Genomic DNA, 16,304 nt, shown 5'->3' with positions numbered 1-16,304 from the left:
TTGTGCATGTTTCACTCCTTTTTCTTGTCGGATTAAAGAGTGGTTAATATACCCTTTGACCGACTAATTGAGTGTTGCACTTATGATGTGAATCTAAGCTTTGTAACTTTGTAACTTTTTTATCTTAGCACTTTGATAATTGTGTGTATAAAAATATTGTTAAAAATTTAATATCTTTAGAGACCTTTGCATAAATAGGAACAATCATTATAAACCCACTTTTTACCCACTTGGCGATTTTTTAAACCCAGCCTTAGCCCTGCCAGGACAAGGTTTAAAGAAATTACCAATTGGGCAAAAATTAGATTTTGCTAATCATCCCTATTTATGCAAAGGTCTCTACTAAAAATACCTCTATTGGAAATAGATTTAATTTTTCTTAGGTTTTTTGGATTTATCACCCCAGAATCCTTTCTTATTTTTGGTAGAATTACTGTTTTTTCCATCTCTTGACTGGTTGCGACTCTTGTTCTTTTTTGGCTTTTTATTTTTAGGTGGAAGAAGTTTTTTACCCGTCTCAGGCACATCATGACTAGGAATAAAATCATCCACCATAATGCGTTCAAGTTTTTTCTGAGTGAGGCGCTCAATGTCGAATAGTTGTTTGGCTTCATCGGCACTTACCAATGATATCGCCTCACCTTTTGAGCCTGCACGACCTGTTCTGCCGATACGATGCACATAATCTTCAGGGACATTAGGTAAATCGAAATTTACCACATGTGGTAATTCAACAATATCAATACCACGAGCAGCAATATCAGTGGCGACTAAAACATTAACTTTACCTGCTTTGAAATCTGCTAAGGCACGCGTACGGGCACCTTGGGATTTATTGCCATGGATGGCGGCCGCAGTGATGCCTTTTTTGCCGAGTTGGGTAGCAATACGATTAGCACCGTGCTTAGTACGACTAAATACTAAAACTTGATACCAACTATGCTCTTGAATGAGATGCGTTAGTAAGGCTTGTTTTTTGGATTTATCAACAGGGTGAATCCATTGTTTGACAGATTTTACGGTGGTGTTTCTTGGTGTTACTGAGATTTCTATAGGGTCATTAACTAAAGTTTTTGCTAATTTTCTGATTTCCTCAGAAAAAGTAGCAGAGAACATTAGGGTTTGTCTATTTTTAGGTAGAATTTTTAAAATGCGCTTAATGTCGTGAATAAATCCCATATCTAACATCCTATCGGCTTCATCGAAAACTAAGATTTCCAGCTGGTCAAACTTCACGGCATTTTGTGAATACAAATCCAATAATCTACCTGGTGTTGCCACTAAAATATCCACACCACCTCTGAGTTTTTGCATTTGTGGGTTAATTTTCACACCGCCAAATACCACTGTTGATTTAAGAGGCAATTGTTTACCATAATCAATAACGCTGGCGTTCACTTGTGCAGCGAGTTCGCGTGTTGGAGTTAAAATAAGTGTGCGAACTTGATTAGATTTTGCTGGCGTACCTTTTGATAAAATTTGCAGAATTGGCAAGGTGAAACCTGCAGTTTTTCCTGTGCCTGTTTGTGCAGCAGCCATAATGTCTTTGCCATCTAATATCACGGGGATAGCCTGCTCTTGAATTGGTGAGGGCTTGTCATAGCCTTTTTTGGTAACTGCCTCTAGAATAGAATCTGATAGACCTAATTTTGAAAAACCCATGGGATTGTATAGTTAAGATAAAGGCGAGTATTTTACTGTAGCCTGTTGTTGCAAACTATAATAATCACATGAATAATAAAGTCATTAAAACACCCTGTTTGGGCATTTGTAAATACAACAAGCAAAACTTCTGCATAGGCTGCAAACGCAACAGCGATGAAATCACAAACTGGATGAGTTATTCAGGCACAATGCGTGAGGCGATTATCAAAGATTTAGAAAATCGAGAAATCGAAAATTTAGCAAGTTAGACTTCTGAAGGTGTGCGTGCTTTAATACTTAAGGCGTGCAACTCGCCACTGTCAATATCTGTGCGAACAGCAGCCAATACCATTTTTTGTCTGGCTAATAATGACAACCCTTCAAAGATTGGTGAAACCACTAAGGTTGAACAATTACAACCATCACCTTCCATGGTAACGGTTGAATTTTGAATGCCTGCTTCAAGTTTTGCTTGAACTTCTTCTAATGTCATGCGCCAAATACCCCTTTAAGTGTAAAGAAAAATAGAATTGACATCAATGCACCTGCTGGCAATGTAATCAACCACGATAAAAATATTTTATTAATCACGCGGGTATTAAGTGCTGCCATGCCTCTTGCCAAGCCAACCCCTAAAACCGCACCCACCAATACTTGTGTAGTGGATACAGGTAGACCTGTGCCCGATGCAATCACCACCGTTGCAGCTGCTGCTAGGGTTGCGGCAAAACCTCGTGAAGGTGTTAATTGAGTAATACCGGTGCCAATTGTCGCAATTACCTTGTGTCCATAAGTAACCAAACCAAAGACAATGCCAACACCACCCACCAATAAGATACCAACAGGCAACGAACTTTTAGAACCAATCAACCCACCACTATCAATCACACCATAAATAGCAGCCAGTGGACCAATTGCATTTGCCACATCATTTGAGCCGTGTGCAAATGCCATTGCAGCTGCCGTAATCAGCATCAATACACCGAATACTCTTTCCATAGAGGTAAAGTGAAAATCAATATTTTCATCAACATCAAGATGAATGCGACGAACAAAGAATGTACCGATCACCGCAACCAACACGCCAAATCCAGTTGCCAACATATAACTAATGCCTATTTCAAAATGTAAACCAACATGCTTTAATCCCTTGAAAATTGTCACTAGAGAGATTACAAAACCCACCAGAAACATATAAAACGGCACATACCTTTTAGCGTTATCAAACGGATTTTCAGTATCAATAATGAGTTTTTGTAAACTCTTAAATAAAACAAAAGCGATACTGCCTGCTAAGATTGGCGAGACAATCCAACTCATTGCAATTGTGCCAACTTTACCCCATGCAACAGCATCAATACCCACACCAACTGCGCCAAAACCAACGATAGCACCCACGATTGAGTGTGTGGTTGATACCGGCCAACCTAGAGAAGAGGCAATCATTAGCCAAAATCCTGCTGCCAACAATGACGCCAACATACCGTAAACCAATAAGTGCGGGTCGTTGGTAAAAATACTGGCATCTAAAATGCCTTTACGAATGGTTGCTGTTACTTCGCCGCCTGCTAACACCGCACCTGCAAACTCAAAAATAACAGCAATGATAATGGCTTGCTTGATAGTAATTGCACCCGAACCCACTGAGGTGCCCATAGCATTTGCCACATCATTTGCACCCACGCCCCACGCCATAAATAAGCCAAAAGCAACTGCCAAAACTAACAAGATGTTGCCGTAATTTGCAATGATTTCCATAATAAACCTTATTTAGCGAGTAACACTTCTAGGCGAGAGCCAACCTTTTGAGCAGCATCAGCTAACTCACCTAACCATTCAACAGCGCGATAGTAAAACATGACATCTACTGGCGGTAAATCTTGCTCTAAAGGGAATAATTTAGCGCGGATTATGTGTTGAATTTTATCTGATTCGCTCTCAAGTTCGTTTACATCTTCAATAATGGAACTCACCACCTTGCGCTCACGGTTACCGAATGCAGTTTCTAGTAATTCGTCTAACTCATTAACGGCTTTAAGTGCTGCTGCTGAAGTTTTAATACAAACATCAGTAAGCTCAATCACATCATCAAAAATCTCATTTGGCAAAGTCATCTTGCGATTAATCATTAAACCTGAAACATCCTTAGTAATGTTGGCAATAGAATCTTGAATTAGCAACAAATCTAATAAGTCACGACGAGAAAACGGCATCATAAAAGTTGAAGGCAAGCTCAAACGCAATTTCTTTTTTAAAATATCGGCTTCGCCTTCCTTGTGCCCAATAGTTCTTCTAATTTTTTCAGCTTCTATCCAGTTTTTTTCGTGAATAGCAACCATAAAACCTTTAAGCTCTGAAATACACGAGTGCACACTAGTCATATGCTGTTGTAGTGGGCTAATCGGTGATTTTCCGAACAGTCCATCAATAATACTCTTTGGCATAGCTTACTCCCTCTTTAAATTTATGCTTTGCAGTCTAAACTATCAATAGTGTGCATTTTCAACAAGATAACCCCACATGTCAAGTTTTATTTTTTGATTTTTTTAACTACCTACACAATGTTATAATTTACCACATTAATAATTTGCTAATTTTAACTTGATATGAATTTAAATTATCTCGATTTTGAACAACCAATTGCTGAATTAGAAGGCAAGATTGAGGCACTTGAAAGCATCAAAAATAAAGTTGATATTTCTCAAGAAATAAAAGCCTTAGAAGACAAAAGCAACGCACTCACAAAAAAGATTTTTTCCTCACTCTCAGATTGGCAAATCGCACAATTAGCACGCCACCCTAATCGACTCTATACATTAGATTATATGGATTCGGTCTTTGATGAATTTATCGAACTTCACGGCGATCGTGCTTATGCAGATGACAGTGCAATTGTTGGCGGCATTGCCAAACTAAATGATATATCAGTCATGTTTATTGGTCAACAAAAAGGTCGCACAACACAACAAAAAATTCAACACAACTTTGGCATGCCAAAACCAGAAGGTTACCGCAAAGCCTTACGCTTAATGAAAATGGCAGAAAAATTCTCAATGCCAATTGTTACCTTTATTGACACCCCAGGGGCTTATCCCGGTATTGGTGCAGAAGAGCGTGGGCAATCTGGGGCAATTGCCAGAAACTTATTTGAGATGTCGACCTTGGCAACGCCTATCATCTCTGTGGTGATTGGTGAAGGTGGTTCAGGTGGTGCGCTTGCAATTGGTGTGGCTGACAAAATGATGATGTTTGAATATAGCATCTATTCAGTAATTTCACCTGAAGGTTGTGCTTCTATTCTTTACAAAGACGCTAGTAAAGCGAGTACAGCAGCAGAATCTCTTAAAATCACCAGTTCGCACCTTAAAGATGAAGGCTTGATTGATAGCATTATCTCTGAGCCACTTGGCGGCATTCATCGTGATCCCCAACAAGCAAAAATCTTATTGAGAGAAGCGTTAAAACAACAACTCGAAGAAATCAGTAGCATAGATATTGAGCAACTGATTCAACAACGCGCGGAAAAACTCCTAAGTTTTGGAAGATTTCAAGACCAAGGATAGTTTTCTAAAGGACAAAAAAATTGTCCTTGGATTAAGTGGTGGCATCGATTCGGTTGTTCTGCTACATTATCTACACAAACACTATCCGAATAATCTGCGTGCTGTGCATTGTAATCACCACTTGTCTAAACATTGTAGCGAGTGGGAGGTATTTTGCAAGGATCTGTGCGCTGCGCTAAATATTCCCTATACTAATATTGATATTAAGTTGTTAAAAGTATCAAATATAGAAGAAAATGCGCGTAAGATTCGTTATCATTCACTATCTTGTAATTTAGAAAAAAACGAGATATTATGTACCGCCCACCATCAAAACGACCAAGCAGAGACTTTATTGTTACAACTATTTCGTGGTTGTGGCGTAGCTGGACTTGCTGCTATGCCAAAATCAAAACCTTTTGGCAAAGGCACACATTATCGTCCAATGCTCAATATTGGGAAATCTGTCATTCTTAAATATGCCAAAAATAATCATCTATCTTGGGTTGAAGATGATAGCAATATGAACAAAAAATTCCGTCGCAATTTTCTAAGACTGACTATTATTCCCAAACTAGAGGCAGTTTATAAAAATCTAACACTCACTTTATTGCGTAGCGCAAAGCATCAATCTGAAGCCCTACACCTAATACAAGATTTGGCAAAAATTGATATTGAAAAAAATAAAATTATAAGTAACAATCAACTCAATGTTAAATGCCTGATGCAGCTTGAATCTTATCGCATAAAAAACATCCTGCGTTATCATTTGAGTGTGTTGAGTTTCCTGACACCGTCCGATAAAGTCATGCAACAAATGTTGGACTTATTATCTGCCAAAGCAGACGCCAATCCTTTGGTAAACTGGGGTAATTTTGAGATGCGTCGTTATAAGGATCAACTCTACTTTATCAACACTCAGGTAACAAAAAATAAAGAGCGTTGTCGGTATTATGATGAATTTAAAAATGTTGCTCATTTTTCTATTCGCTATCGCAATGCAGCTCAGCGCATTAAATTACCGGGCAAAACACATTCACAATCACTCAAAAAAGTCTTGCAAGAAGCAGGTATTCCACCTTGGGAAAGAAACGCATTAAAAATGTATTATATTAAGGACGAGCTACGCGCAATGGAGCGCATCGGCTATATGCAAAACGATTCGTGTTAACTTGGCAATTAATACGGGTTGTCTATTCCCAACCCTGCTAGGATTTTAATCTCCAAATCCTCCATCTCATCAGCTTCATTATCTTTAATATGGTCATAGCCTAACAGGTGCAAAATCCCGTGAATAGCCATATGCATCAGATGATTTTCAAATGTTTTGCTTTGCGCATTGGCCTCAATTTGCACCACTGCAATACAAATCACCACATCACCTAAAATAGCCATATCAATTTCTTTAGGTAACTCACTTGGAAACGACAAAACATTGGTGGGCTTGTCTTTTTCACGGTAGGTTCTATTCAATAGTTGAATCTCAGCGGCATCAACCAATCGAATCAATAACTCACTTTCGCCATAACCTAGCTCAACAATCACTTGCTGTAAGGTATTAGTAAGATTTTTCTCATTGATTGATGAATCATTGAGTGTGTTTTGAATGACAACCATGTCTTTGTTTATTGTATAAAATCATTTATTTTAATCTTAAAGAGACCTTTGCATAAATATGAATAATCATCAAAACGCCATTTTTCACCAACTTGACAATTTTATGAAACACAGCCATAGCTTTGCTATGACTATATTTCATAAAATCACCAATTCGGCAAAACTTGTCATTTTGCTAATCATTCCTACTTATGCAAAAGTCTCTTAAAGTATTTCACTTTGTCATCAATCCTTGAAGTTGCCATTCCGGTACCGTTAAACAAAACTTTTGATTATGTATCTAATCAGGAAGTAGCGGTTGGTGCGCGCGTGAGGGTGCCCTTTGGACGCAAAAAAGTTATTGGCATTGTGCTAGCACAAAAAGACAAAAGCGATTTTGATAAACTTAAAACCATCGAAGAGATATTAGACGATGTGCCAATTTTGGACGCACCAATTTTGGACTTTATATCTTGGTCGGCGAACTATTATCACCACCCAATCGGTGAAGTGCTTTCTACCGCATTACCAAAAAATCTTCGTATTGGCAAAGAAGCCATTATTAAAAAAGTAGTCGGACTACCGATTAAAATTAGCGAGCCCAATTTTGAAACCACCAACGAACAGCAACTGGCTATTGATGAAATCTCGGCTTCTTTAGATGATTATCACGGGTTTTTATTGCATGGCGTGACAGGTAGTGGCAAAACTGAAGTCTATCTGAAGCTCGCACAAACTGTACTCAAACAAGGCAAACAAGTCTTGGTCTTAGTGCCTGAAATCGGACTCACACCACAAATGATTACACGCTTTGCATCACGATTAAATACATGTATCGTTGCTATTCACTCGCAACGCAATGAAACGCAAAAACTTGATGCCTATTTAATGGCAAAAGATGGTACAGCAGGTGTGGTACTAGGCACTCGCAGTGCGATTTTCACACCAATGCCAAATTTAGGTTTGATTATTATTGATGAAGAACACGACAGCTCTTTCAAGCAACAATCTGGTTTCCGATACTGCGCTAGAGATTTGTGCTTTGTGCGTGCCAAGCAAGCCAATATCCCCGTCATCCTAGGCACAGCAACGCCATCATTGGAAGTTTTGAAGCAGGTGATGGATAAAAGAATTACCCGCTTAACGCTCATGAAGCGTGCAGGTGGTGCAATTTTGCCAAAAGTGAATTTGATTGATATGCGTGCTGAAGCAGGCAATGCACTCTCAGCAATGCTGATTGCAAAGATGAAGCAACACCTATCAAGTGGCAAACAAGTGATGCTATTTATTAACCGTCGTGGCTATGCGCCTGTTTATTTCTGTACTCAGTGTGGCTGGAAATCAGAGTGTGACCATTGCGATTCATTAATGATTTATCACCGTCATATTAATCGCCTTAAATGCCATCATTGCCATGATGAAAAAATACCTGAACAAACTTGTCCTGATTGTGGCAAACAGTCACTAGAAGTATTTGGCTATGGCACACAAAGATTAGAAGAAACACTAGGTTCGCATTTTGCTGATACGCCTATTATTCGCATTGACCGTGATACGACCAGACGCAAAAAAGCCTTTGAACAACACTTAGAAAAAATAAATTCTGGTGATCCTTGTATTATCGTCGGCACGCAAATGTTGGCAAAGGGGCATGATTTTTCTAATTTGGCAATGGTGGGGATTTTAGACATTGACGGTGGTTTGTTATCAAGTAATTTCCGCGGCACAGAACACTTAGCACAGTTGCTAATTCAGGTATCAGGTCGCGCAGGCAGAAGTGGGCAACAAGGTGAAGTTACTATCCAAACACGCTATCCAGAGCATCCTATTTTTAATTATGTACTGTCTAATCGTTACACCCAATTTGCCAGCACGCTACTCAAACAACGCGCGCAAGCAAAAATGCCACCTTTTTCTCATCAAGCATTAATTTGTGCAAACGCTAAAGTCAAACAAAATGCACAAGATTTTTTACAAGAAATGGCTAACCTACTGAAAAGCATCAAGATGGACTCAGTAGAAATTTGGGGTCCAGTTACGCCCGTAATGGAGAAAAAAGCCGACTACTACTACTTCAACCTCTATCTACAATCCGTTGATAGAAAATCCCTACACCAAATGCTCGCCACTCTTAACCAACACACCAAAATACTCACCCTTAAAAACAAAGTGCGTTGGTATTTAGATATAGACCCTATTGAATAAACACTATTGGTTAAATGACAGCTTTAATAGCATTAGTGATTGTCGACAATTCATCATCCGTAATGTTAAATGGCGGCATGGTGTAGAGTAGTTTGCCATAGGGTCTAAGCCAAACGCCGTTTTCAATCAGTTGGTTTTGGGTTTTTTCAACATCAATGTCATCCACCATTTCTACCACACCGATAGCGCCTAAAATTCGCACATCAGCCACTTTGTCGTTTTCTTTGAGTGGTGATAATGCACGATAAAAATGTTTTTCAATACGCGCAATATTGTCCTGCCATGGTGAGTTGAGTAGCAGCTCAATACTGGCATTTGCCACAGCACAGGCGAGTGGGTTTGCCATAAAAGTCGGCCCATGCATCAATGTGCCAACTGTACTTGAGATTTTATCACTGGTAAGGGTCGTGCCAAGACTCATGTAGCCGCCTGTGAGCGCCTTGCCTAGACATAAAATATCGGGTTCAAGATTCACATACTCAAGCGCAAACAACTCACCTGTTCTGCCAAAACCAGTGGCAATTTCATCAAGAATAAACAGCACTTGGTATTGCTCACACAATGCTTTTGCTTTGCTAAGATATTGTGGATTGTAAAACAGCATACCGCCTGCGCCTTGTACCACAGGCTCTAAAATCATCGCAGCGATGGCGTTAGAATGTTGTTTTAATGTGGCTTCTAAATCTTTGAGTGCTTCGTCCATTGTTACCGTTGATGGGCTTTTGACAAAATAATGTTGTGGTAACACACCACAAAATAACTGGTGTAGCCCATTATCAGGGTCACAAATGCCCATTGCTCCAAAAGTATCACCATGATAACCTGCGCGTATGGTAATAAATTTTTGTTTGTTTTTTTCACCCTTATTATGCCAATATTGCAACGCAATTTTTAGTGCAGACTCCACAGCCACTGAGCCTGAATCAGTAAAAAAAACTTTGGTTAAATTATCAGGCGTGATTGCCACTAAGGTTTTTGCCAAATCAATGGCACTTTGATGCGTCAAGCCACCAAACATCACATGCGACATTTTTGCCAATTGCTTGGTGATGGCTTTATTCAACACAGGGTGATTGTAACCATGAATCGCAGACCACCACGAACTCATACCATCAATCACACGCTTGCCATTGTCCAAATTCAGACAAACACCATCGGCTGATTGCACTTTATGCGCGACTATTGGATTAGGGACTTTGGCATAAGGATGCCAAATATGTTGTTGGTCAAATATATCCATACGGATAGATTATAGATAATCTTTAAGCTCAACCATTGAATCAATCACTAAATCAGGGTTAGTATCACGAATATCATTACCGTGATTATAACCATAAGACATGCAAATAATCCCAAAACCCGCCGCGCGTGATGCCTTAACATCACTGATTGAATCGCCTAACATCATTGCATCTTTCGGGTTAACGCCAAAGAATTTTGCAGCATGAAGGAGTGGCAATGGGTCTGGTTTTTTCTTGGCTAAAGTGTCGCCAGAAATAACAATGCCAAACTCATCAAAAATACCCAAGTCTTTTAAAATTGGTAGGGTAAATTGTTCCGCCTTGTTAGTCACGCAACCTAAGGTGTAGCCTTGTGCTTTCATATAATCCAAACCTTCTCTCACGCCTGGATATAGTGATGAACGACCTGAGGTATTTTTGGTATATAAATCCAAGAAAATCGGATAGGCTTTGCCGTAATCATCTTTGTTAACCCTGCCTTCTAACTCGCCTGTAAGCGCACGCTCTACTAATTTTGGCACACCATTGCCGACCCAGTGGCGTACTTGTGCCTCGCCCCATTTTTCTCTACCCATTGTTACCATTAATTCATCAACGCAATAAGCCAAATCTGGCACACTATCAACTAAAGTGCCATCAACATCAATCATAATTAATTTTGGGTTAAATTTTTTCATGTTTCCTTCTGTATTGTTAAGTAGAATATGCAACTAAATAAGTTTTGAGATATTTTAATGCAAAAGACAACAACAATTGGTTTTATTGGCGCAGGCAATATGGCGTATGCGCTGATTTCTGGCTTGATTAACAATGGACTTGAGGCGTCAAATATCAAACTCAGTGACACTGATACAACGCTATTATCGCAACGAGAATTAGAATTTGGCGTTGAAGTTTTTACCGACAACTCACAAATGGTCATGCAATGCGATGTGGTTGTACTGGCAGTAAAACCACAAATATTGTTAAGTGTTTGCAAACAAATAAAAACGCACACTCATCGCAGACCTTTGATGATTTCTATCGCTGCTGGCGTCAAAAGTCATAATATCAACGCTTGGCTAGGCGGTGGTATATCTATTGTACGCACGATGCCAAATACACCTGTACTAGTGGGTAAAGGTGCAACTGGAATGGTGGCTAATGATGCTGTGAGCGATAAACAAAAAACATTGGCTGAACAAATTCTTGGCTCAGTTGGCGAATACTTTTGGGTCAAAGAAGAAACAATGCTTGATGCGGTAACAGCGCTATCGGGCAGTGGTCCTGCTTATTTCTTTTTAATGATTGAATCAATGACCAATGCTGGCGTTGCACTCGGACTAGACAAACAAATCGCTGAAAAACTCAGCATTCAAACCGCGCTCGGTGCGAGCACAATGTCAAAGCAAAGCACTGATTCTGTGCGTGAACTGCGTGCCAAAGTTACCTCAAAAAATGGCACCACACAAGCAGCAATTGAGAGTTTTCAAGAGCAAAATTTTGAAACAATAATCTCTCGTGCTATGCGCACTGCCTTTGAGCGTGCTAGAGAAATAGGTTTTGAATTGAGTGATAATGCATAACAAGATTGACATCAAAATTCAAGCATCAAAAATTTATTTAACTCTGAGTGTTTTTATTTATTGCTTGGGTTTATTTGCGACTTGGTATTATTTTTACACTCTATGGTTAAGCATTATTTTCAGTGGCTTGTTATCTCTATGGTTGTTGTATTTTTTGCCAAAATCGGTCAATCTTACTCACCCAAATTCTATTGTTAAAATGGTCTTAGACAAGAACAGATTAACGATTGAAAAAAACAACCACTCCATCCAACAATCCTTGGTGTTTTATCCCGCATACCAATCTCGTTTTTTGATTATTATCAATGTTGGTAAAGAATCTGTTGTGATTTTTAAAGATGCTTTAGCCTCACAATCACTCTCACAACTTAACCGATATTTCAATACTAAAACTACGATTTAAAATCGATGTTAACACCCGAAGACACTCTACGACTTAATGTACTCATTTCCACTTGTGTGGCAATTCGTATTGATATTTATAAGTTGGTGGTCGTTGGCTTAACTGAAAACAAAAAAGAACAAACCATCACCCTCAATCCATCTGGTGATAGCACTAAAACTATTCAAGCGGTGCAAAAACTTTTAGTCTCCAAAATACTAGGCTCTATGGGTGGTTACCCTTCATATTTAAAGCGTTGGTCAAGAATGGGTCAAGTGGGCTCAAGTAACCTAAAATCATTATTAAAAATTGGCAATATTGAAGCCGTGGTCGCAGTGGCAAATTCGCAAAACTTAAACGATGAAGTCTTGGATTTAGTTTGGTGGTGTGCCACCAATACCGACCAACAAGCAGAAATTGGACGCTTTCTACTCACCAGAGATTTTGTCGCCAAGCATTCTGTTGGTCAACAAATTGCGCATTATTTATTGGAATTCCTACCATTTACCAACGATACGACACAACTGATTGACACTACCAACTTATTATTGCAAGACAATTTAATCTCTCAAACAGCAAAAGACAGATTGTGGAAACAAGGACAAAGAAAAACTGCCTTTTTGGTGGGTTTTATTGAGAGAATGGAAGGCAATTTACCCAACAATAACAATACAATCGCATTAGATAGTAATATTAAAGAGTTAGAATGTGTCAATAGCGAACAAGGTCAAATTATGCTTCAAACCATTAATCACATTCTAAAAAAAATTAACCAAGAACATGTTTTATATCGCACCTTAGAAGTATTAGGCACTTACCTGTCGCATCCAATGGTTCGAAGACTCGCAGATATTGAGCAGTGTCAAACTCAAGCAGAAAATGTCTTAGAGCAGTTGGGTCTGGATAATGAAAAAATCAAAGCTAGATTATTGCTGGCCGGTGCTAGCGAACAATTAGTCGTGGGCACAATTTCTGCCCATAGTCTAGCTGGCTCTGCCATTCGTAAAAAACTCTCTAATGTGCTTGAACCCATTCAAGCTGCCTTAAAGCTTTTAACTACCCCAATATAAATTATCTTGCTTTTATTGTTGGCACTGGTGATGGCGGAGAAATTAATTGTTGCACAATAGCACTCATATCTTTACCATTCACCATTAATTTTTTATTTTGATAGTTGGCACTGGTCTGATAAAACCCATTTTTTTCTATCACCATACCTTGCTGTATTTGCGCCTGTAACATTGGTTTAAATGTTTCCAAAATTTTAGCGCTCACCTTAGCTTTCAAATTAACAATAATTTTATCTTTTATAAACTCACCGGCTTTCTTTAGATCGCCATTATTTATCATTGCCAAAAGATCACCTTTGTCAAAATCATAAATAAGTTGAAAATTCAATGTGTTGTTAATTTTTGGCTGCTTAACGGTTGTAATGTCCAAATCAATATTAAAACTAGTCACTTGTTTTACAAAAGATTTGTCAAGACCAGCAGCAATATCATTAATAACATGAATTGGGGTTTTCTTAGGGTTGTCTGCATCTATTGTAGAAAGATACTGTTGAAACTTTTGCATGGTATCTGCAAAATTTGTATTATTAACACCCTTTAGTGACCAAGATGCAGACACTGTTTCTGGTAAATCAAATGGCATTGCCTTAACCTGTTCTGGATACTTTAACAATTTAACTGTTGTATTGATTTCTACATCAGACAAATCAGACAGCTTATTGTTTCTGCTTGATTTAAGATTAAAAGCAACTGCAAGACTAATGCCCTCACCTGCTGACGAACCAATATTCACTTTTTGAGCGTCAAATTTAAGGTCACCAAAATAATTAAATGCATCAATAAACTCATTGACATTATAAGAAATTGATAATTCTTGCATCTCAAAAATCTGCAAATTTTTATGTTTAAATATAATATTTGGTATATTAAAGTTGCCATACCCAGTAAGGTCTTGCATATTCCCCACACCATTGAATGTTATTTTACCAATCGTCAATAGTGTATCGCCTTCATTAACGCTAATCTCGCCAATAGCACCACTTGTGTGCATTTTATTAGAGAAGAAAGGTAAAACAGATTCAAAATTTATGGCGACTTCTTTTTCTAAAGCTTGATTTAACCCTGAAATAAATACATCTAATTGTTCTTTGTTTTTTTGTTGATCGCCCTCAAAGCGTGGCAAAAGTTCTTTTGCCATCGTCTTAACCAAATTACTCAGAGTGCTTTGAAAACTAATTTTTGCCATGGCAAACTCTAAACCCTCATCAAAAAACACAGGTCCATATTGTATATCTTGATTAATAACAATAGGCGTCTTAAAAGCATCCTCAAGAAATCCAACAAAATCATCATCTTTATCCAACCCAGGGCTTAATTTATCTGTCAATTTACGAATGTTAATCTTAATAGCATATTGTGCTTTTGCATCAAAGAAATTAGAATCAAACTTTTTCAACTCTAACTCAACGCCTGGGTAAGATTGTTGATAAAATTGGTTTATTTGATTGACATATTGACTAATCAATTTTTCAGTTTGATGACCAGCATACAACAAACTGCCAACCCAAACAATCAACAACGCTATAATGAAACTTAATATTTTTTTCATATTGAAACTTTTGATTTAAAAAGAAGATTATTATAATTCTAATTCTAAGTGCAGTCAAATAAATTTCTTTCTGTAAACTATAAAACCCCAACAAATTAAGACAACAATTTAAATTTTCTTATTAGGGTTTAAGTTAGGACTTGGAATAAATTCCAAGTTGGGGCTTTGCCCCAAACCCCGAAAAAGATTATTGATACGAAAAAAATGGGTACAATTAGAGTTTGGTGTCCAGTCAAATGGGGGAACTTCATAGCGCCCTTTTTTCCTTCTTTTTCCTTCGATAAAAGGGTAGCGTCCCATTTTTTTCCACTGTTTCTCAACTAGTCAAAATCCTATTTTAACAATAAGTATTAAAATACCTATATCTGTCAATATTAATATAAAAAAGAATAGTAGTCTAATTTTTTTATTTACATTTTTTTTTACAGTATTGTAGTGAGGGGCTAACAAAATATCAAACTTACCGCCTTTTATAAAATTAAAAATTTCAATATTATTTAGTGCAAAAAAAGTAGGCAATATGAGACTGGTAATTACACAATCAAAATCATTACAATTATATAAATAATTATAATGAATTACTATAATGAATAAAAAGCTAAATATAAACACAATTATCTTATTCATTCTTAATCTCATTTTTTAATTTTATAACCTCCATTATTGGCGCTGTTATTTCTTTTTTTACTTTTGTTATTCTCTCTATGGCTTTTGGAATAATTCTCTCAATGATGTTGCTTTTTGTATTATCAAAATTACCATTCTGATAATCTTTCACACCATCAATACCAAATTTTGCCGCATTATAATATGGTGCTGTTGGTGGATAAACACTAAGACCAAAATCCCCAACAGCCTTCAAATCTTTTTTAGTCTTTTGCTCAAACCCAGACACATACTCCTCTGTCCTTGTTGTCTCTACCCCATCTAAACTTTGCTCTGGTATTTTTCTTATTTCGTACTTAAATGGTCTATTATTAACTAGATTAATCGCTGATTCAAATTCTCGTTTAGTTTTATACTTGTTGCGTAAAAAAGGCGGTTTGCTTAATTCTCTTTTGATTTCTGCAAGTTTTTCTTGTCTGTTTTTATCATATAACTTTTTATATTTTCTTCTAATGTTATGTTTACATTTATATCCATTTTTACCACATTCTGTCATTTCTCTTGCGTAATTCATCTGCTGATTTACAAGTAAAAAATCCCCCCCTTGCTCTTATCAATCCCAGCATAATCCTGATTGTTGTTGTTAACAAGCTTTTGGTTTCTCTGTATTTCTGCTGGTGTGTTGCCTAAGTTGTTACTGTTGGTATCTGCTAAACTGCCATCGCCATAGTTTTCTGAGGCGAATTCAACATAATCGCTAAAGTCGTCTCCATAGTTTTGGGCGTAGATTTCATTATCTGCTTTGCTTGCGTTGTTCTGTGGGTTGGTGTTGATACTTGGGTCTTGGTTGTCTATTGCATGGCTGGTTTCATGTCCTAGGGTGGTTGCTAAATCTTTGGTGTTG

Annotated in this window: 18 protein-coding genes; 8 read left to right on the top strand and 10 right to left on the bottom strand. The window is 37.8% G+C overall.

Annotation, left to right across the window (positions count from 1 at the left end):
- Nucleotides 1-369: 369 nt before the first annotated feature.
- Nucleotides 370-1,662 (bottom strand): DEAD/DEAH box helicase, encoded by a 1,293-nt coding sequence (locus BBROOKSOX_RS05070; protein WP_139660162.1) that lies wholly within the window; start codon nucleotides 1,660-1,662, stop codon nucleotides 370-372.
- Nucleotides 1,663-1,730: 68 nt separating this feature from the next.
- Between BBROOKSOX_RS05070 and BBROOKSOX_RS05065 the strand changes: the two genes are divergently transcribed.
- Entirely contained in the window at nucleotides 1,731-1,913 is a 183-nt protein-coding gene (locus BBROOKSOX_RS05065; protein WP_139660161.1) for a DUF1289 domain-containing protein, read from the top strand.
- Here the strand turns inward: BBROOKSOX_RS05065 and BBROOKSOX_RS05060 are convergent.
- The 3 genes from BBROOKSOX_RS05060 to BBROOKSOX_RS05050 are packed head-to-tail and all read right to left on the bottom strand — an operon-like array spanning nucleotide 1,910 to nucleotide 4,088.
- Nucleotides 1,910-2,137, bottom strand: coding sequence for a BolA family protein (locus BBROOKSOX_RS05060; RefSeq protein ID WP_139660160.1), 228 nt, complete (start codon nucleotides 2,135-2,137; stop codon nucleotides 1,910-1,912). The genes BBROOKSOX_RS05065 and BBROOKSOX_RS05060 overlap by 4 nt on opposite strands.
- Nucleotides 2,134-3,402, bottom strand: coding sequence for an inorganic phosphate transporter (locus BBROOKSOX_RS05055; RefSeq protein WP_139660159.1), 1,269 nt, complete (start codon nucleotides 3,400-3,402; stop codon nucleotides 2,134-2,136). The genes BBROOKSOX_RS05060 and BBROOKSOX_RS05055 overlap by 4 nt, the downstream gene beginning before the upstream one ends.
- An 8-nt stretch (nucleotides 3,403-3,410) precedes the next feature.
- Nucleotides 3,411-4,088: a TIGR00153 family protein gene (locus tag BBROOKSOX_RS05050; RefSeq protein ID WP_139660158.1), complete on the bottom strand. Its 678-nt coding sequence runs from the start codon at nucleotides 4,086-4,088 to the stop codon at nucleotides 3,411-3,413.
- Nucleotides 4,089-4,250: 162 nt separating this feature from the next.
- Between BBROOKSOX_RS05050 and BBROOKSOX_RS05045 the strand changes: the two genes are divergently transcribed.
- Nucleotides 4,251-5,207 (top strand): acetyl-CoA carboxylase carboxyltransferase subunit alpha, encoded by a 957-nt coding sequence (locus tag BBROOKSOX_RS05045; protein WP_010646427.1) that lies wholly within the window; start codon nucleotides 4,251-4,253, stop codon nucleotides 5,205-5,207.
- A complete protein-coding gene (gene tilS / locus BBROOKSOX_RS05040; protein WP_139660157.1) occupies nucleotides 5,182-6,357 on the top strand; it encodes a tRNA lysidine(34) synthetase TilS in 1,176 nt (391 codons plus the stop codon). The genes BBROOKSOX_RS05045 and tilS overlap by 26 nt, the downstream gene beginning before the upstream one ends.
- Before the next feature lie 8 nt (nucleotides 6,358-6,365).
- On the opposite strand, the gene ybeY is transcribed toward tilS, so the two are convergent.
- Nucleotides 6,366-6,803, bottom strand: coding sequence for an rRNA maturation RNase YbeY (ybeY, locus tag BBROOKSOX_RS05035; protein ID WP_139660156.1), 438 nt, complete (start codon nucleotides 6,801-6,803; stop codon nucleotides 6,366-6,368).
- A gap of 58 nt (nucleotides 6,804-6,861) precedes the next feature.
- On the opposite strand from ybeY, the gene BBROOKSOX_RS05030 reads away from it, so the two are divergent.
- Both BBROOKSOX_RS05030 and priA read left to right on the top strand, forming a co-directional pair.
- On the top strand, nucleotides 6,862-7,011 hold the full coding sequence (locus BBROOKSOX_RS05030; RefSeq protein ID WP_180323860.1) for a hypothetical protein: 150 nt from the start codon (nucleotides 6,862-6,864) through the stop codon (nucleotides 7,009-7,011).
- Nucleotides 7,012-7,022: 11 nt separating this feature from the next.
- Nucleotides 7,023-8,987 (top strand): replication restart helicase PriA, encoded by a 1,965-nt coding sequence (gene priA / locus BBROOKSOX_RS05025; protein WP_139660155.1) that lies wholly within the window; start codon nucleotides 7,023-7,025, stop codon nucleotides 8,985-8,987.
- Nucleotides 8,988-8,997: 10 nt separating this feature from the next.
- On the opposite strand, the gene bioA is transcribed toward priA, so the two are convergent.
- The gene (gene bioA / locus BBROOKSOX_RS05020) at nucleotides 8,998-10,227 is read right to left on the bottom strand and encodes an adenosylmethionine--8-amino-7-oxononanoate transaminase (protein WP_139660154.1); all 1,230 of its coding nucleotides are present in this window, start codon (nucleotides 10,225-10,227) and stop codon (nucleotides 8,998-9,000) included.
- Nucleotides 10,228-10,236: 9 nt separating this feature from the next.
- Nucleotides 10,237-10,905, bottom strand: coding sequence for a phosphoglycolate phosphatase (locus BBROOKSOX_RS05015; RefSeq protein WP_139660153.1), 669 nt, complete (start codon nucleotides 10,903-10,905; stop codon nucleotides 10,237-10,239).
- Nucleotides 10,906-10,962: 57 nt separating this feature from the next.
- Here BBROOKSOX_RS05015 and proC point away from each other — a divergent pair, with 57 nt between their 5' ends.
- From proC to BBROOKSOX_RS05000, 3 genes are read left to right on the top strand one after another with little or no spacing between them, the layout of a single operon-like run.
- Nucleotides 10,963-11,793: a pyrroline-5-carboxylate reductase gene (gene proC, locus BBROOKSOX_RS05010; protein ID WP_139660152.1), complete on the top strand. Its 831-nt coding sequence runs from the start codon at nucleotides 10,963-10,965 to the stop codon at nucleotides 11,791-11,793.
- The gene (locus tag BBROOKSOX_RS05005) at nucleotides 11,786-12,196 is read left to right on the top strand and encodes a hypothetical protein (protein ID WP_139660151.1); all 411 of its coding nucleotides are present in this window, start codon (nucleotides 11,786-11,788) and stop codon (nucleotides 12,194-12,196) included. Before proC ends, BBROOKSOX_RS05005 begins: the two co-directional genes overlap by 8 nt.
- A 5-nt stretch (nucleotides 12,197-12,201) precedes the next feature.
- On the top strand, nucleotides 12,202-13,245 hold the full coding sequence (locus BBROOKSOX_RS05000) for a hypothetical protein (RefSeq protein WP_139660150.1): 1,044 nt from the start codon (nucleotides 12,202-12,204) through the stop codon (nucleotides 13,243-13,245).
- A 1-nt stretch (nucleotide 13,246) separates the two neighbouring features.
- Here BBROOKSOX_RS05000 and BBROOKSOX_RS04995 read toward each other — a convergent pair whose 3' ends face one another.
- The 3 genes from BBROOKSOX_RS04995 to BBROOKSOX_RS04985 form a co-directional block, all read right to left on the bottom strand.
- Entirely contained in the window at nucleotides 13,247-14,794 is a 1,548-nt protein-coding gene (locus tag BBROOKSOX_RS04995; protein WP_180323859.1) for a DUF945 family protein, read from the bottom strand.
- A gap of 619 nt (nucleotides 14,795-15,413) precedes the next feature.
- Nucleotides 15,414-15,956 carry a hypothetical protein gene (locus tag BBROOKSOX_RS04990; RefSeq protein ID WP_139660147.1) on the bottom strand — a complete coding sequence of 181 codons (543 nt, stop codon included), beginning with the start codon at nucleotides 15,954-15,956 and terminating at the stop codon, nucleotides 15,414-15,416.
- A gap of 26 nt (nucleotides 15,957-15,982) precedes the next feature.
- The coding region (locus BBROOKSOX_RS04985) for a hypothetical protein (protein ID WP_180323857.1) at nucleotides 15,983-16,304 on the bottom strand (322 nt) is incomplete at its 5' end.

It is taken from the genome of bacterium endosymbiont of Bathymodiolus sp. 5 South (assembly GCF_900128535.1).
Classification (GTDB): domain Bacteria; phylum Pseudomonadota; class Gammaproteobacteria; order PS1; family Pseudothioglobaceae; genus Thiodubiliella.
Note: the sequence above shows the minus strand (reverse complement) of the source record. Positions and strands in the feature narration are given on the sequence as shown.

Coding starts and splice junctions, on each gene's coding strand:
- BBROOKSOX_RS05030 (WP_180323860.1), top strand. CDS start 6,862: ATGAATAATCATCAAAACGCCATTTTTCACCAACTTGACAATTTTATG.
- BBROOKSOX_RS05070 (WP_139660162.1), bottom strand. CDS start 1,662: ATGGGTTTTTCAAAATTAGGTCTATCAGATTCTATTCTAGAGGCAGTT.
- proC (WP_139660152.1), top strand. CDS start 10,963: ATGCAAAAGACAACAACAATTGGTTTTATTGGCGCAGGCAATATGGCG.
- BBROOKSOX_RS04990 (WP_139660147.1), bottom strand. CDS start 15,956: ATGACAGAATGTGGTAAAAATGGATATAAATGTAAACATAACATTAGA.
- ybeY (WP_139660156.1), bottom strand. CDS start 6,803: ATGGTTGTCATTCAAAACACACTCAATGATTCATCAATCAATGAGAAA.
- bioA (WP_139660154.1), bottom strand. CDS start 10,227: ATGGATATATTTGACCAACAACATATTTGGCATCCTTATGCCAAAGTC.
- BBROOKSOX_RS05055 (WP_139660159.1), bottom strand. CDS start 3,402: ATGGAAATCATTGCAAATTACGGCAACATCTTGTTAGTTTTGGCAGTT.
- BBROOKSOX_RS04995 (WP_180323859.1), bottom strand. CDS start 14,794: ATGAAAAAAATATTAAGTTTCATTATAGCGTTGTTGATTGTTTGGGTT.
- BBROOKSOX_RS05060 (WP_139660160.1), bottom strand. CDS start 2,137: ATGACATTAGAAGAAGTTCAAGCAAAACTTGAAGCAGGCATTCAAAAT.
- BBROOKSOX_RS05045 (WP_010646427.1), top strand. CDS start 4,251: ATGAATTTAAATTATCTCGATTTTGAACAACCAATTGCTGAATTAGAA.
- BBROOKSOX_RS05050 (WP_139660158.1), bottom strand. CDS start 4,088: ATGCCAAAGAGTATTATTGATGGACTGTTCGGAAAATCACCGATTAGC.
- BBROOKSOX_RS05015 (WP_139660153.1), bottom strand. CDS start 10,905: ATGAAAAAATTTAACCCAAAATTAATTATGATTGATGTTGATGGCACT.
- BBROOKSOX_RS05000 (WP_139660150.1), top strand. CDS start 12,202: ATGTTAACACCCGAAGACACTCTACGACTTAATGTACTCATTTCCACT.
- BBROOKSOX_RS05005 (WP_139660151.1), top strand. CDS start 11,786: ATGCATAACAAGATTGACATCAAAATTCAAGCATCAAAAATTTATTTA.
- BBROOKSOX_RS05065 (WP_139660161.1), top strand. CDS start 1,731: ATGAATAATAAAGTCATTAAAACACCCTGTTTGGGCATTTGTAAATAC.